Below are 15,748 nucleotides of genomic sequence, written 5' to 3'. Positions count from 1 at the left end.
ACCACCAGGTGCGCGGAGAAAGCGCTGGGTACGGGCACACTCCCCGCATGGACTGGACGCACTACCGCTTCCGCAGCCTCTGGGCGCTGCCCCTCCCGCCCGCCACCGTCTACGACGTCCTGGAGCGGGCCGAGGACTACCCCCGCTGGTGGCCCCAGGTGCGCGAGGTGACCCGGCTCGACGACAGCAGCGGAGTCGTCGTCGTCCGGTCCGTGCTGCCGTACGACCTGCGGTTCACCGCGCGCGAGACGCGCCGCGACCCAGTGGCCGGCGTGCTGGAGGTCTCGATGAGCGGCGACCTCGACGGCTGGGCCCGCTGGACGGTCTCGGCGGGCCCCGGCGGCACGCTCGCCCGGTACGACCAGGTCGTCGACGTCCGCAAGCCGCTGCTGAGGTGGCTGGCCGTGCCGGGGCGCCCCGTCTTCCGCGCCAACCACCGGCTGATGATGCGCGCCGGGCGGCGGGGACTGCTGGCGTACCTGGAAGCGGTTTGAAGGAAACCGGCGAAGACCTGTATGGTTCAGTGCGTTCCCGGGCGATTAGCTCAGTGGGAGAGCGCTTCGTTCACACCGAAGAGGTCACTGGTTCGAACCCAGTATCGCCCACGCTCGCGAGAGCGACGTGTGTCCGCAGAAAACGCGGACCACGTCGCTCTCTTCGTGTTGTGCGTGGCTTCGCCACGCGAAGTGGGGGCTTCGCCGCCCACACCCCCAAGGCCGGTCCGCAGCTGCGGACCGGCCTTCTGCGTGCCCGGGAAGCATCAGGCCGCCGCCGCTGGCAGCTCCGGGCGCAGGGGCCACTCCGTGCTCACCACTTCGTCCGTGCCGCTGCGCGCGAACCACGCCTGCAGCCCGCGCGCCTGTGCCGCGTGCCACCCCGTCTGCAGGGTGTGCAGCTCGGCGGGGGAGAGCCGTTCCAGCCGGGTGGCGAAACGGCGGCCCAGCGCCCGTACGAGGTCCAGGGCCGCCAGTGCGTCCGCGCCCGCGTCGTGCGCGCCCTCCAGGGTGACGCCGTAGTGCGCGCACAGGTCGGTCAGAGTGCGGCGGCCCTTGCGGTAGCGGTCCAGGTGCTTGTCCAGCACCCGGGGATCCAGGACCCGCAGCGCCGCGGACTCGAACCAGCTGTCCAGCGACGAGGCGCGGTGGCGGCGCAGCTCGCGGTCCAGGAGCGTGAGATCGAAGGGCGCGTTCATCACGACCAACGGGCGGGCCATCGCCGCCTGTTCGGCCAGTGCCTCCGCCATCTCGTACATCACCGGCGCCGGCCAGCGGCCGTTGCGCTGGAGGTGTTCGTCCGTCAGCCCGTGCACCGCCGTCGCCGCCTCCGGCACCGGCACACCCGGGTTGACCAGCCAGCGGGTCACCCGGGGCCGGGTGCCCGGGGCGTCCTGGACGACGACGGCGGCCGACACGATGCGGTCGGTCTCGACGTCAACGCCCGTGGTCTCCGTGTCGAAAGCGGCCAGGGGCCCCTCGTACCAGCACGTCATGCCTACACAACTCCTCGTTCACCCACGGCAGCTGACGTCCCGTCTTCTGCCTGTTTGGTGATACCCGGGCTGTTTGCGCACTACGCCGGAAGGACACAACAGGAGTACGGGTCTTTGCAGTTCAGCGGCCCGCAGCGGGGATTCACTTGGCTTGGAAGGCTGTTTGGTCATGGCGATAGCGCAGCCCGAACGGGGCGGGCTGCTGCCCGAACATGCGGGCCCCCTTCGCGGCACACTCGCCACCACCGCCTGCATGGAGACACTGCAGGTGGGCTATCTGCACGCCGTCGCCGCGGCGGCCGGCTGCTCGCTGTCGCAGCCCTTTCCGGACAACGGCATCGACTGGCACGTCAGCCACGGCTCGCCCGGGCACACCGTGGACGACGAGGTGACCATCAAGGTGCAGCTGAAGTGCACCTACCAGGTCCCACCCAACCCACCGGGCCGCTTTTTCTCCTTCACCCTCGACAACGACCATCTGCGCAAGCTCGCGCGCACGCCGGTGTCGGTGCACAAGATCCTGGTCGTGATGCTCGTCCCGCGCGCCCAGGACGACTGGCTCAGAGCGAGCCACGACCGGCTCGACCTCAGGCACTGCTGCTACTGGGTCAACCTCGCCGGGCATCCCGTCACCGGCCGCACCCGGACCACCGTCCGCATACCGACCTCACGCATCTTCGACGACCGAGCGCTGTGCGAGATCATGACGCGGGTCGGGACGGGAGGCAGACCATGACGCACCGCCCCTTGGAGGAGCCAGTCCGGCCGGTGAGGCCGCACCCCGACGACATCGCCGCCGCGGCCTGGCACCGGCCCCCCGAGCCCGACCAGGTGGATCCGGCCGTGCTGAGCGCCCTGCTGCGACGGCACGGCTGGCAACGCCGTGGCGGCGCGGCCGGGCGCTACGGCCGGTGGACCCCGCCCGGCCCCGGCGGCAGCGGCACGAGCCTGCTCGTGCCCGAGAGCCGCGCCTTCCCCGACAGCGACGACCTGCTGGGTGAGGTGCTCCTCGCGCTGACCCGCTCCGGCACGCCCTCCGCGCGCGAGGTGCTCGTCGCCCTCGCCGTGCCCAGCGACGAGATCCGCTGGTGGCGGGACGTGCCCACCGGCCCCGCCGACTCCGCGCCCTGGACGGCCGAGGAGCAGCTGCGCTCCGCCGCCCGCCAGATGCTGCTCGCCGCCGCGCTCGCCACACGCGCGCGTGCGGGCTACTACGGCGTACGGCACCGCCGTGCCGCCGCCGCGCAGCTGGAGAGCGTCCTCGTCGGCCCCGCGGCCGGCGACGGGCGGCTCACCGCCTTCGTCCCCGTCGGCACCGGGCGGCCGCTCGCCGTACGGCTCCACCAGTCCCTGTACGCCGCCCGCGAGGCCATCGACTACCAGCGGGCCACCGGCGGCATGGACGCCTTCGACGGGGCCGTGGAGGCGGGCGTCAGCCGTGAGCTCACCGAGGCGCTGATCGCCCTCGTGCGCGGCACCGAGGGCGCCCGGATCGCCGTCGAGTGGGCGCCCGCCGCCGGGGTGCCCGAGGACTGCGGGGTGGGCGTCGAGCCCGTCGAGTTCTCACCGGGCGACCTGCCCGTGCTGCGCGAGGCCGGCGCCCGTTTCCTGCGCGAGGAGCCGTCCGTGCCCGTCCGGATCACCGGCACGGTGGTGCGGATGCGCAGGTCGGGGCCGCGCGGCGAGGGCAGCGTACGGCTGCGGGTGATCGCCGGGGCCGAGATACCGCACGTCCGGATCACCCTGGACGAGGAGGACTACCGCATCGCCGGGCACGCCCATCTCGTCGGACTGCCGATCCGGGTGCACGGCAGGCTGGAGAGCCGGGGCGGCTTCCGGCGGCTGACGGGCGCCTGCGGGGTCGTACCGGTGCAGGTGGACGACGCGGAGCGGGACCGGCTGATGAAGTCCCTGCAGGAGAATCTGGACTTCTTCGAGGAGGCCTGCAGCGGTGACGACTGCGACTGAGCGCTGCTGTCGGTGACCGTTTCGCGGTCGGTGGGTCGGGGTCGGTACGATCCCCTAATGCGCGCGCTCCTGGTATGGCGCCGCACCCACCTTCAGTCAGGAGAGACCGGTGTCAGACGTCCGTGTGATCATCCAACGCGATTCCGAGCGGGAAGAGCGCGTGGTGACGACGGGCACTACGGCCGCCGAGCTCTTCGCGGGCGAGCGCTCGATCGTCGCCGCGCGCGTGGGCGGCGAGCTCAAGGACCTCGCGTACGAGCCGCGCGACGGCGAGACCGTCGAGGGCGTCGAGATCTCCTCCGAGGACGGCCTCAACATCCTGCGCCACTCCACCGCGCACGTGATGGCGCAGGCCGTGCAGGAGATCTTCCCCGAGGCCAAGCTGGGCATCGGCCCCCCGGTCAAGGACGGCTTCTACTACGACTTCGACGTGGAGAAGCCGTTCACGCCCGAGGATCTCAAGGCCATCGAGAAGAAGATGCAGGAGATCCAGAAGCGCGGGCAGAAGTTCTCCCGCCGTGTGGTGACCGACGAGGCGGCCCGTGAGGAGCTGGCGGCGGAGCCGTACAAGCTGGAGCTGATCGGCCTCAAGGGTTCGGCCTCGCACGACGACGGCGCGGACGTCGAGGTCGGCGCCGGCGAGCTGACGATCTACGACAACCTGGACGCCAAGACCGGCGAGCTGTGCTGGAAGGACCTCTGCCGAGGCCCCCACTTGCCCTCCACCCGTCTCATCCCGGCGTTCAAGCTGATGCGCAACGCGGCCGCCTACTGGCGCGGCAGCGAGAAGAACCCCATGCTCCAGCGCATCTACGGCACCGCCTGGCCCTCCAAGGACGAGCTGAAGGCGTACCTCGACTTCCTCGCCGAGGCCGAGAAGCGCGACCACCGCAAGCTGGGCTCCGAACTCGACCTGTTCTCCATCCCTGAGCAGATCGGCTCCGGCCTCGCCGTCTTCCACCCCAAGGGCGGCATCGTCCGCCGCGTGATGGAGGACTACTCGCGCCGCCGGCACGAGGAGGAGGGCTACGAGTTCGTCTACACCCCGCACGCGACGAAGGGGAAGCTCTTCGAGACGTCCGGGCACCTGGACTGGTACGCCGACGGCATGTACCCGCCCATGCAGCTCGACGAGGGCGTGGACTACTACCTCAAGCCCATGAACTGCCCGATGCACAACCTGATCTTCGACGCGCGCGGCCGCTCCTACCGGGAACTGCCGCTGCGCCTCTTCGAGTTCGGAACCGTGTACCGGTACGAGAAGTCCGGCGTCGTGCACGGCCTCACGCGCGCGCGTGGCTTCACGCAGGACGACGCGCACATCTACTGCACCCGTGAGCAGATGTCGGAGGAGCTCGACAAGACGCTCACCTTCGTCCTCGGCCTGCTGCGCGACTACGGCCTGACCGACTTCTACCTGGAACTGTCCACCAAGGACCCGGAGAAGTTCGTCGGTTCCGACGAGGCATGGGAGGAGGCCACGGAGACGCTGCGCCAGGTCGCCGAGAAGCAGGGCCTGCCCCTGGTCCCGGACCCGGGCGGCGCCGCCTTCTACGGCCCGAAGATCTCCGTGCAGACCAAGGACGCCATCGGCCGCACCTGGCAGATGTCGACGATCCAGCTCGACTTCAACCTGCCCGAGCGCTTCGACCTGGAGTACACGGGCCCCGACGGCTCCAAGCAGCGCCCGGTCATGATCCACCGCGCGCTGTTCGGTTCCATCGAGCGCTTCTTCGCGGTGCTCCTGGAGCACTACGCGGGCGCCTTCCCGGCGTGGCTGGCCCCGGTCCAGGCGGTCGGCATCCCGATCGGGGACGCGCACGTCGAGTACCTGGAGAAGTTCGCCGCGGCCGCGAAGAAGCAGGGCCTGCGGGTCGAGGTGGACTCCTCCTCCGACCGTATGCAGAAGAAGATCCGCAACGCCCAGAAGCAGAAGGTGCCCTTCATGGTCATCGCGGGCGACGAGGACATGGCGGGCGGCTCGGTGTCCTTCCGCTACCGCGACGGCTCGCAGGAGAACGGCATCCCGTTCGACGAGGCCATCGCGAAGATCGTGAAGGTCGTGGAGGAGCGGGCGCAGGTCTGATCCGGCTGTGCCGCGGGGCCCTCGGGAGTCAGCCTCCCGGGGGCCTCTCGTCGTCCTCACGGGCGAAGACCTGGAGCAGCCAGGAGGCGAAGGTGCCGGTCACCGCGCCCAGCAGGGCCAGGCCGATGGCCATCATCCCGACCGCGATCAAGCGGCCCCGCGGCGTCACCGGGACGATGTCGCCGTAGCCGACGGTCGTCAGGGTCGCGCAGGCCCACCAGACGGCGTCCCCGAAGGACTTCATGGACGCGCCCGGCGCCCCGCGTTCCTGCTGGTACACGGCGAGGGCACCGGCGAAGCCGAGCAGCAAGGTCGAGATCCCGGAGTACGCGATCACACGCGCGTGCAGCGCGAGCCGCGGCTTGCCGTGCCGTCGCTGCACGGCCTCGTAGATCTTCACGAACCGGAGCGGGCGCAGCAGCGGCAGGATCACCACCACCGCGTCCAGCGGGTGCTTGCGTACGAAGCTCAGCCCCTGCCCGCTCAGCCGCCAGACCACCGCGTAGTTGACGGCGAACAACAGCCAGGAGGCCAGCAGCAGCGCGAGGGCGAGATCCTGCAGGGGGTCCCGCAGACCGGGCGCCAGGACGCGGACCGCGTACGAGGCGAGGAAGGCCAGCGACGCGAACGCGAGCGGAAGCTCGGTGGCCTGCTCCCAACGGGCCTTGCGAGTGTCATCGTCCACGTCCCCAGCTTGACGCGGCGGGCATTTCCCGGAACCCCGGCGACACGCCGCGAACGGGCGACGCCATATGCTGCACTGCATGACGAGTGAGCCGGAGCAGCAGTTGGGAGTGGGGACGCAGGACGCCTTCCAGCGTCTGTGGACGCCCCACCGGATGGCCTACATCCAGGGCGAGAACAAGCCGACCGGCCCGGGCGCCGACGACGGCTGCCCCTTCTGCTCGATCCCGGCCAAGTCGGACGAGGACGGACTGGTCGTCCGCCGCGGCGAACAGGTCTACGCCGTGCTCAACCTCTACCCCTACAACGGCGGCCACCTCATGGTCGTCCCCTACCGTCACGTCGCCGACTACACCGACCTCACGGACGCGGAGACGATCGAGCTGGCCGCCCTCACCAAGCAGGCGATGACGGCCCTGCGCACGGCCTCCGGCGCGCACGGCTTCAACATCGGCATGAACCAGGGCACGGTCGCCGGCGCCGGCATCGCGGCCCACCTGCACCAGCACATCGTCCCCCGCTGGGGCGGCGACACGAACTTCATGCCGGTGGTGGGACACACGCGGGTGCTGCCGCAGCTGCTCGCCGACACGAGGAAGATGCTGGCGGAGGCCTGGCCGACGGCTTCTTAGCCCGGCCGGAGCATGGCCTTCCAGCCCGTCCGGCGTTTGAGGACGAGGCCGAAGGCCGACGGGGTTCTGGGGGCGCAGCCCCCAGAACCCCTGACCAAGGCCTACGCGTCGTAGACGTCGTCCTTCTTCGGTGTCGGATCCTGGACCGCCGCGCTGAGCACCGAAGAGCGGCCGTCGAACTTCTCCGTGTCCACGTTGTGCCCCTTGAGGAACTCGATGGTCGCCTCGTGCACCACCCGCATCACGGGCGTGGCGGTCCGCAGCACGTCGTCGGTCATGAAGCGGTTCCCCCAGGGCTGCGCGGCCCACGCGTGACGCAGTCCGAAGGGCTCCGGCAGCGTGAGGGAGCCGCCGAGCCAGTTGAGCAGCGGCGGATACCAGGTCAGCGGCGCCCGGGCGGTGAGCCGGACCACCTCGTCGCTGTCGACCAGCGGAAGCGTCACCTTGCGGGTCTCCCAGAACTTGACCTGCTTGGCGACCTCCTTCTCCTTGGCCGCCGGCTTGGTGGTGAACAGCCCGTGCACCGGCCCCAGCGCGTGCCCCGTCAGCTCGATGCGCAGGGTCTTGTGCAGCACGGTCACCGTGATCATCATCGTGATCACCAGATTGCCGTCCCAGAGCGTCCACTGGACGCCCAGGTAGTGCCGGTCGCCCTGGTCGTACTGCTGGGAGTTGCAGATCTTGCGTATCTCCTCCAGGTTCACCTGGTGCGCGGTGGTGCCGCTGGGGCGGGTGATCTCCTTGGCGCCCGCGCCGATGTGCGACACGATCCAGTGGGCGACCTTGGGCTTGGGGAAGCCGCCGGTGGTCAGCGGGCCGGAGTCGAGCCGCTCGAGGGCGCGCTGGATGGCGGTCACCACGTCGAAGCTCTGGAACCGGTTGATCTCCGGCTCGGGCACCAGGTGCTTGGACAGGTCCGCGCTGAGCGAGCCGACCTTCGGGGCGTCCTCCACCGGGTTGGGCACCAGATCCTCGGCGAGGTGCCAGTGCCCCCAGCGGGTGCCCATGCCGAGGATGCCCTTGGGGCCGGCGTAGAAGACGACGTTGGACCGCTGCTCGTCCCGCAGTTCGCCGAAGGCCTGCCGCAGCCGCTCGGCACGGGTGTCGCCGGGGCTGCTGGGCACCGACTCGGGGACCTTGGCGCCGACCGTGCTGCCGGACAGCAGGCTGTCCCAGTGGGCGCGCAGTTCCTTCGCCGTGCGCTCGCAGATCTGCTTGGCCAGGAACCAGCCGACGACCGGAGCGATGATCGCCAGGCGGGCGTACCAGGCCCAGAAGCCGGTGAACGGCATGCGGATCAGGAAGAGCACGGCGAGCGCGCCCACGGCCACCAGCAGGGTCGTGGCCATCGTGCCGGCCCGCTTGTCCTCGCGCCGGGCGATCGCGCTCCGTATCTGGAAGACCAGCAGCCAGATCAGCAGGCCCGGCAGGAACAGCACACCGCACAGCAGGGCCACGCCGGTCAGCTGCCGGTCACGCTGCCGGCGAACGTTGTTCGCCGCCATGCAGTGCTCGACGACGGACTGCGGCTCGATGCCGAAGGACTGGACGACCGGCTTGCGGCCGGCCCCCAGCATGCGGGTCACCACGGCCTGGGAGAACGCCTCGCCCAGGTTCGGCCGGAAGATCGTCGCCCACCTGCGGGGGAGTTTGACGGTCGACTCGTGCCACTCGTTGTTCGTCTCGAGGATCTTGACGACCTCGTCGTCCCGGTACGCCGCCGAGGCCAGCGCGAAGGTCGCCTTCTGGTCCGAGCCCGTGCGCGGTACCTGCGGCCCGAACATGTCTCCCCAGCCGCCCGCATCGCTCATTCCCGCCCCCCATCGCCGCTCGACGTCGCTTCTGCGGCTCTTCCCGACTTCCTTGCCCCGCACACCTGTTGATCAGGTCATCACGGTGATCGCCTGATCCCGCGACCACTTGATCAGCTTGTCACCAGCGTATCCGCAGGCAGCGACATTCGTCGGCGGACGGCCGAAGCCGCCCGCCGACACCGGAGGGGAGCGTTCCGCGAAAGCCGGTCGCGCGCTGCCGCAAGCCGTCCGTGTGCCGCCGTGCGCCACTTGTGCGCCGCCGTGCGGGACTTGGCCTCGGCATGCTTCAACTACGAGGCGTCGCGGGTCTCTTCACGAATCCTTTCCGCGATCTGTGGGGGCATCGGCTCGTGCCGTGCGTAGGAGCGGTTGAAGCGCGCGGTGCCGTGCGAGAGGGAGCGCAGGTCGACGGCGTACCGCCCGATCTCGATCTCGGGCACCTCGGCCCGGATGAGCGTGCGCCCGCCGCTGGTCTGCTCCGTGCCCAGCACCCGGCCCCGCCGCCCGGACAGGTCGCTCATGACGGCGCCCACGTAGTCGTCGCCGACCAGGACCGTCACCTCCGCGACCGGCTCCAGGAGGTGGATCTTCGCCTCGGCCGCCGCCTCTCGCAGAGCGAGCGCGCCGGCCGTCTGGAAGGCCGCGTCCGAGGAGTCCACGGAGTGCGCCTTGCCGTCGAGCAGCGTCACCCGGACGTCGATCAGCGGATACCCCGCCGCGACTCCCTTGGTGGCCTGGGCCCGCACGCCCTTCTCGACCGAGGGGATGAACTGCCGCGGCACCGCCCCGCCGACCACCTTGTCCACGAACTCGACGCCCGAGCCGTTCGGCAGCGGCTCCACCTCGATCTCGCAGATGGCGTACTGCCCGTGACCACCGGACTGCTTCACATGCCGCCCGCGTCCCGCCGACTTGCCGGCGAAGGTCTCCCGCAGGGACACCCGGTGCGGTACGACGTCGACCTGGACGCCGTAGCGGCTGCGCAGCCGCTCCAGGGCCACGTCCGCGTGCGCCTCGCCCAGGCACCACAGCACCACCTGGTGGGTGTTCTGGTTCTGTTCGAGCCGCATCGTCGGGTCCTCGGCGACCAGCCGGGCCAGGCCCTGCGAGAGCTTGTCCTCGTCCGCCTTGCTGTGCGCCTGGATGGCGAGCGGCAGCAGTGGATCGGGCATCTCCCACGGCTCCATCAGCAGCGGGTCGTCCTTGGCCGAGAGCGTGTCCCCGGTCTCCGCGCGGTTCAGTTTCGCCACGCACACCAGGTCGCCGGCGATGGCGTGCGTCACCGGCCGCTGCTGCTTGCCGAAGGGCGTGGACAGCGCGCCGACGCGCTCGTCGACGTCGTGGTCCTCGTGCCCCCGGTCGGCCAGCCCGTGCCCGGAGACGTGCACCGTCTCGTCGGGGCGCAGGGTGCCGGAGAAGACGCGGACCAGCGAGACCCGGCCGACATAGGGGTCGGACGCGGTCTTGACGACCTCGGCGACCAGCGGGCCCTCGGTGTCGCAGGCCTTGATCTCCCGCGGCTTGCCGTCGATGGTGCTCACCCCCGGTGTGGGGTGCTCGAACGGTGTCGGGAAGCCGCCTGTGACCAGCTCCAGCAGCTCGACCGTGCCGAGCCCCTGCCTGGCGCCCTCGCCCGCGGGGGCGGCGGCCAGGACGGGGAAGAAGACCCCGCGCGCGACGGCCCGCTCCAGGTCCTCGACGAGCGTCTTGAAGTCGATCTGCTCGCCGCCCAGGTAGCGGTCCATGAGGGTCTCGTCCTCGCTCTCCGAGATGATCCCCTCGATCAGCCGGTTGCGTGCCTCCTCGATCTCCGGCAGCTGGTCCTCGCCCGGTTCCGACTCCTTGCGCTCGCCGGTGGAGTAGTCGAACAGCTTCTGCGACAGCAGTCCGACAAGGCCCGTCACGGGCGCGTGCCCGTCGGGCCCCTGCGGGCCGTGCAGCGGGGTGTACAGCGGCAGCACGGCGTCGGGGTCGTCGCCGCCGAAGGCCTCCGCGCAGACCCGCGTCATCTCCTCGAAGTCCGCCCGGGCCGCCTCCAGGTGCGTGACCACGATCGCCCGCGGCATGCCGACGGCCGCGCACTCCTCCCACACCATGCGGGTGGAGCCGTCCACGCCGTCGGAGGCGGAGACGACGAAAAGGGCCGCGTCCGCCGCGCGCAGACCGGCCCTGAGTTCGCCGACGAAGTCGGCGTATCCGGGGGTGTCGAGAAGATTGACCTTGATGCCGTCCCATTCGACGGGCACCAGGGAGAGCTGCACCGAACGGTTCTGCCGGTGCTCGATCTCGTCGTAGTCCGAGACGGTGCCGCCGTCCTCCACACGGCCCGCCCGGTTCACCGCCCCCGCGGTCAGCGCGAGGGCTTCCACCAATGTCGTCTTGCCCGATCCGGAGTGGCCGACCAGCACCACATTCCGTACGGACGCGGGATGGTCGGCCGCCGTAGCCCTGCCGGCGGCCCCGGGGTGTGCGTTCGCCTTGTCGCCCATGGCCTTGCCTCCCGTGCACGGTGAGGTCACTGTGGGCGCGGGCATGCCGGGCCGCGTGCGGTGGCGGCTCCGATGACGCCCGCGGTCCTTCGAGCTTTCCACTCCTGTCACGGTGCGTCCATACGAAGGACGCGATCGCGCCGTGACCCGTATGCCTTCGGCCCATGAGGCAAGGGGGTCCGGGTGCCCGGCCGTCGCACACACGCGCGCGTGGCTACGATGGGCGCGCCGGTGGCCAGCAGGGGCCGAGCCGGCCACACCGACCGTCGGGAAGGCCATGCTGAACAAGTACGCGCGTGCATTCTTCACGCGTGTCCTCACACCGTTCGCCGCGTTTCTCATCCGGCGGGGCGTCAGTCCCGACGCCGTCACGCTCCTCGGCACCGCCGGCGTGGTCGCGGGTGCGCTGGTCTTCTACCCCATGGGCGAGTTCTTCTGGGGCACGGTCGTGATCACGCTCTTCGTGTTCTCCGACCTCGTCGACGGCAACATGGCCCGCCAGCTGGGCCGTTCCAGCCGCTGGGGCGCGTTCCTGGACTCCACCCTCGACCGCGTCGCCGACGGCGCGATCTTCGGCGGCTTCGCCCTGTGGTACGCGGGCAGCGGCGACGACAACGTGCTGTGCGCGGTCTCCATCTTCTGCCTGGCCAGCGGCCAGGTGGTGTCGTACACCAAGGCGCGCGGCGAGTCGATCGGCCTGCCGGTCGCCGTCAACGGGCTCGTCGAGCGCGCCGAGCGCCTGGTGATCTCGCTGGTCGCGGCCGGTTTCGCCGGCCTGCACAAGTTCGGCGTGCCGGGCATCCAGTACCTGCTGCCCGTGGCGCTGTGGATCGTCGCCGTCGGCAGCCTGGTCACCCTGGTCCAGCGCGTGGTCACCGTCCGCCGCGAGTCGGCGGAGGCCGAGGCGCAGGCCACGGCGGAGCAGGAGAGCGGAGCGGCCAAGTGAGTGCCCGGGACCGCCTCACGGACGGCCTCTACGGGCTCGGCTGGAGCACGGTCAAGAACCTCCCCGAGCCGGTCGCCGTACGCCTGGGCCGGACGATCGCGGACCTCGCCTGGAAGCGGCGCGGCAAGGGCGTGCTGCGGCTGGAGAGCAACTACGCGCGCGTGGTGCCCGACGCGAGTCCCGAGCGCCTCGCCGAGCTGTCGCGCGCGGGCATGCGCTCGTACCTGCGCTACTGGATGGAGTCCTTCCGGCTGCCCGCGTGGAGCAAGGAGCGCATCAAGGGCGGCTTCGACCCCAAGGACCTGCACCACCTGACCGACGGTCTCGCCGCCGGCCGGGGCGTCATCCTCGCGCTGCCCCACATGGCCAACTGGGACCTCGCCGGCGCCTGGGTCACCACCAAGCTGCAGACGCCGTTCACCACGGTCGCCGAGCGCCTCAAGCCCGAGACGCTGTACGACCGCTTCGTCGCCTACCGCGAAGGCCTCGGCATGGAGGTCCTCCCGCACAGCGGCGGCACCGCCTTCGGCACCCTGGCCCGGCGGCTGCGCGACGGCGGCCTGGTCTGCCTGGTGGCCGAGCGCGACCTGTCCTCCTCCGGCGTCGAGGTCCAGTTCTTCGGCGAGGCCACCCGGATCCCGGCCGGACCCGCGCTGCTCGCCCAGCAGACCGGCGCGCTGCTCCTGCCGGTCACGCTCTGGTACGACGACTCACCCGTCATGCAGGGCCGCGTCCATCCCCCGATCGAGGTCCCCGAGTCAGGCAGCCGGGCCGAGAAGACGTCTGTCATGGCACAGGCGCTGGCCGACACCTTCGCCACGGGGATCGCCGACCACCCGGAGGACTGGCACATGCTGCAGCGCTTGTGGCTCAAGGACCTCGACCCCACGAGGAATCCCGCGAAGAATTCTGCGAGGAATCCCGTGGGGGATTCTGTGAAGAAGCCCCCGGCTCCCGAGAAGGGCACGTCGTGAGGATCGGCATCGTCTGCCCGTACTCCTGGGACGTACCGGGCGGCGTCCAGTTCCATATCCGTGACCTCGCCGAGTACTTCATCCGCCTGGGCCACGAGGTCTCCGTCCTGGCCCCGGCCGACGACGACACGCCTCTGCCGCCGTACGTCGTCTCGGCCGGCCGCGCGGTCCCGGTGCCGTACAACGGCTCGGTCGCCCGGCTGAACTTCGGCTTCCTCAGCGCCGCGCGGGTGCGGCGCTGGCTGCACGACGGCGCGTTCGACGTGGTCCACATCCACGAGCCGACCTCGCCCTCCCTCGGGCTGCTGACCTGCTGGGCGGCGCAGGGGCCGATGGTCGCCACGTTCCACACCTCCAACCCGCGCTCCAAGGCGATGATCGCCGCGTACGCGATCCTCCAGGCGGCCCTGGAGAAGATCAGCGCGCGGATCGCCGTCAGCGAGTACGCCCGCCGCACCCTCGTCGAGCACCTCGGCGGTGACGCCGTGGTCATCCCCAACGGCGTCGACGTCGACTTCTTCGCCAAGGCCGAGCCCAAACCCGAGTGGCAGGGCGACACGATCGGCTTCATCGGGCGCATCGACGAGCCGCGCAAGGGCCTGCCGGTGCTGATGAAGGCGTTCCCGGGCATCCTCGCGGCCCGCCCGCAGACGCGGCTGTTGGTCGCCGGGCGCGGGGACGAGGAGGAGGCGCTGGAGCTGCTGCCCGCCGAGTTCCGCTCGCGGGTGGAGTTCCTCGGCATGATCAGCGACGAGGACAAGGCGCGTTTCCTGCGAAGCATCGACCTGTACGTCGCCCCCAACACCGGCGGCGAGAGCTTCGGGATCATCCTGGTCGAGGCGATGTCGGCGGGCGCCCCCGTCCTCGCCGCCGACCTGGACGCCTTCGCCCAGGTCCTCGACCAGGGGGCGGCGGGCGAACTCTTCGCCAACGAGGACTCCGACGCCCTGGCGGAGGCGGCGGTACGGCTCCTGCAGGACCCGGACCGCCTCGCCGAACTCCGCGAACGCGGCAGCGTCCACGTACGCCGCTTCGACTGGTCGACGGTCGGCGCGGACATCCTCTCGGTCTACGAAACGGTGACAGCGGGCGCGGCGGCGGTAGCGGCAGCGGACGACGACCGGGGGCCGGGCCTGCGAGCACGGTTCGGGTTGGCGCGGGATTAGGGGCGGGGCTGCGGGGGCGGTTGGGGCCGCGGAGTCTGAGGGTGGGGCTGCCGGCATGGTTCGGGCCGGCGGGGTCTGAGTGCGGGCTGCCGGCACGGCTGGGGGCCCGCGTGGGACCAGGGCGGGGCGGCGGGCAGGGCTGAGGCCGGTGCGGGGCGGCGGGCACAGCTGGCCGGTGCGGCGAGTGGGGGCATGTCCCATGCCCTTCGGGCAGTGGGGGAGCGTCCTGGGCGTCGCGACGGGGCGAACGTTGCCTGTCGGGGCACTGTGGGCGGGGCTGCGGGGGCGGTTGGGGCCGCGGGGGTCTTAGGGCGGAGCTGCCAGCATGTTCGGGTCGGCGCGGAACCCGGGGTGGGGCTGCCGACACGGTTTGGACCGGCGCGGGACCAGGGCGGGGCGGCGGGCACAGCTGAGGCCGGTGCAGCGAGTGGGGGCACCCCGCCATGCCCTTCAGACAGTGGGGAAGCGTGCCGGGCGTCGCGACGGGGCGAGCGTTGCCCTTTGGGGCACTGGGGGCGGGACCGCGGGGTCTGAGGGCGAGGCTGCCGGCAGGGTTCGGGTTGGCGCGGGACTCGCGTGGGACGGTGGGCACGGCTGAGGTCGGTGCGGGACCTGGGCGGGGCGGCGGGCACAGTTGGGTCCGCGCGGCTCTTGGGGCGGGACGGCAGGCACAGCTGGGGCGGCGCGGTTCTCAGGACGGGGCCGGTGGGCGCCGTTGGGGGACTGGGGCTCGGTCAGCCCGGGGGCCGGTTCCGTCGGGTCAATCTGAGGGGCGGTTCCGGCGGGGGCAGGTGGCCCGGTGGGTCGGTTCTGTCATCGGCGCTCGTGTCAGCCCGGCGGTTCGGCTCTCCCTCGGCGCGTAGGTCCCGTTCCCTGCCGAACCCGGCGTTGCCGTAAGGCGGCCGTCGGGCCGGGGCGCTGTCGGCGGTAACGTGTGCGGCCGTGACCGTAACCCTGATCTGGATTCTGGCCGTCCTGTTCGCGATCGGGCTGTACCTGAGCTGGACGGCCGGCCGTCTGGACCGGCTGCACTCCCGGATCGACGCCGCCCGGGCCGCCCTCGACGCGCAGCTGCTGCGCAGGGCGTCCGTGACTCAGGAGCTGGCCACCTCCGGCGTCCTGGACCCCGCCGCCTCGATCGTCCTGTACGAGGCCGCGCACGCGGCCCGGCAGGCCGAGGAGGAGCAGCGGGAGGTCGCCGAGAGCGAGCTCAGCCAGGCGCTGCGGGCGGTGTTCGCCGAACCGGCCCAGGTCGACGCGGTCCGCGAGGCCCCCGGCGGGGACGCGGCCACCCACGAACTCACCGAGGCCGTCCGCCGCGTCCCGATGGCCCGGCGCTTCCACAACGACGCGGTCGGCGCGGCCCGCCGACTGCGCGAGCACCGCAAGGTCCGCTGGTTCCGGCTGGCCGGTCACGCCCCCTTCCCGATGGCCTTCGAGATGGACGACGAACCGCCGCCGGCCCTCGCCGACCGGGCGGCATAGCCGTTCGCGGCCCAA

At 71.3% G+C, this 15,748-nt stretch carries 12 protein-coding genes, 1 tRNA gene and 1 pseudogene; 10 read left to right on the top strand and 4 right to left on the bottom strand.

Annotated features, from left to right (window positions below; translation table 11 throughout):
* Nucleotides 1-47 precede the first annotated feature (47 nt).
* Both MKW14_RS16605 and MKW14_RS16600 read left to right on the top strand, forming a co-directional pair.
* Nucleotides 48-494, top strand: coding sequence for an SRPBCC family protein (locus tag MKW14_RS16605; protein ID WP_240863320.1), 447 nt, complete (start codon nt 48-50; stop codon nt 492-494).
* Nucleotides 495-533: 39 nt separating this feature from the next.
* Nucleotides 534-605, top strand: a tRNA-Val gene (locus MKW14_RS16600).
* 155 nt (nt 606-760) lie between these two features.
* On the opposite strand, the gene MKW14_RS16595 is transcribed toward MKW14_RS16600, so the two are convergent.
* Nucleotides 761-1,489: a 3'-5' exonuclease gene (locus tag MKW14_RS16595; protein WP_240863319.1), complete on the bottom strand. Its 729-nt coding sequence runs from the start codon at nt 1,487-1,489 to the stop codon at nt 761-763.
* 169 nt (nt 1,490-1,658) lie between these two features.
* Here MKW14_RS16595 and MKW14_RS16590 point away from each other — a divergent pair, with 169 nt between their 5' ends.
* The 3 genes from MKW14_RS16590 (at nt 1,659) to thrS (ending at nt 5,543) form a co-directional block, all read left to right on the top strand.
* Nucleotides 1,659-2,225, top strand: a complete 567-nt coding sequence (locus MKW14_RS16590) for a DUF4365 domain-containing protein (RefSeq protein ID WP_240863318.1) — start codon at nt 1,659-1,661, stop codon at nt 2,223-2,225.
* Nucleotides 2,226-2,257: 32 nt separating this feature from the next.
* The gene (locus MKW14_RS16585; RefSeq protein ID WP_240863317.1) at nt 2,258-3,457 is read left to right on the top strand and encodes a hypothetical protein; all 1,200 of its coding nucleotides are present in this window, start codon (nt 2,258-2,260) and stop codon (nt 3,455-3,457) included.
* A 109-nt stretch (nt 3,458-3,566) separates the two neighbouring features.
* Complete coding sequence (gene thrS / locus MKW14_RS16580) at nt 3,567-5,543, top strand: threonine--tRNA ligase (protein WP_240863316.1); 1,977 nt, start codon at nt 3,567-3,569, stop codon at nt 5,541-5,543.
* 28 nt (nt 5,544-5,571) lie between these two features.
* Here thrS and MKW14_RS16575 read toward each other — a convergent pair whose 3' ends face one another.
* Entirely contained in the window at nt 5,572-6,228 is a 657-nt protein-coding gene (locus tag MKW14_RS16575) for a potassium channel family protein (RefSeq protein ID WP_240863315.1), read from the bottom strand.
* A 67-nt stretch (nt 6,229-6,295) separates the two neighbouring features.
* Here MKW14_RS16575 and MKW14_RS16570 point away from each other — a divergent pair, with 67 nt between their 5' ends.
* A complete protein-coding gene (locus MKW14_RS16570) occupies nt 6,296-6,859 on the top strand; it encodes an HIT family protein (RefSeq protein ID WP_240863314.1) in 564 nt (187 codons plus the stop codon).
* A 101-nt stretch (nt 6,860-6,960) separates the two neighbouring features.
* On the opposite strand, the gene MKW14_RS16565 is transcribed toward MKW14_RS16570, so the two are convergent.
* Together MKW14_RS16565 and MKW14_RS16560 are read right to left on the bottom strand one after the other, a co-directional pair.
* Nucleotides 6,961-8,670 carry an AbeC-like domain-containing protein gene (locus MKW14_RS16565; protein WP_240863313.1) on the bottom strand — a complete coding sequence of 570 codons (1,710 nt, stop codon included), beginning with the start codon at nt 8,668-8,670 and terminating at the stop codon, nt 6,961-6,963.
* Nucleotides 8,671-8,963: 293 nt separating this feature from the next.
* Nucleotides 8,964-11,162, bottom strand: a complete 2,199-nt coding sequence (locus MKW14_RS16560; RefSeq protein WP_240863312.1) for an elongation factor G-like protein EF-G2 — start codon at nt 11,160-11,162, stop codon at nt 8,964-8,966.
* Nucleotides 11,163-11,381: 219 nt separating this feature from the next.
* Between MKW14_RS16560 and pgsA the strand changes: the two are divergent.
* The 4 genes and pseudogenes from pgsA (at nt 11,382) to MKW14_RS16540 (ending at nt 15,733) form a co-directional block, all read left to right on the top strand.
* Nucleotides 11,382-12,108, top strand: a pseudogene (gene pgsA / locus MKW14_RS16555) (phosphatidylinositol phosphate synthase).
* Nucleotides 12,105-13,082: a phosphatidylinositol mannoside acyltransferase gene (locus MKW14_RS16550; RefSeq protein WP_240863310.1), complete on the top strand. Its 978-nt coding sequence runs from the start codon at nt 12,105-12,107 to the stop codon at nt 13,080-13,082. Before pgsA ends, MKW14_RS16550 begins: the two are co-directional and overlap by 4 nt.
* Complete coding sequence (locus tag MKW14_RS16545; RefSeq protein WP_240863309.1) at nt 13,079-14,248, top strand: glycosyltransferase family 4 protein; 1,170 nt, start codon at nt 13,079-13,081, stop codon at nt 14,246-14,248. The genes MKW14_RS16550 and MKW14_RS16545 overlap by 4 nt, the downstream gene beginning before the upstream one ends.
* A gap of 942 nt (nt 14,249-15,190) precedes the next feature.
* Nucleotides 15,191-15,733, top strand: a complete 543-nt coding sequence (locus MKW14_RS16540) for a LemA family protein (RefSeq protein WP_240863308.1) — start codon at nt 15,191-15,193, stop codon at nt 15,731-15,733.
* The last annotated feature ends 15 nt before the right edge of the window (nt 15,734-15,748 follow it).

The sequence above is a fragment of the Streptomyces gilvus genome (genome assembly GCF_022513565.1).
GTDB classification, from domain to species: domain Bacteria; phylum Actinomycetota; class Actinomycetes; order Streptomycetales; family Streptomycetaceae; genus Streptomyces; species Streptomyces gilvus.
The sequence above is the reverse complement of the archived record's forward strand: the minus strand, read 5'-3'. Positions and strand labels throughout refer to the sequence as shown.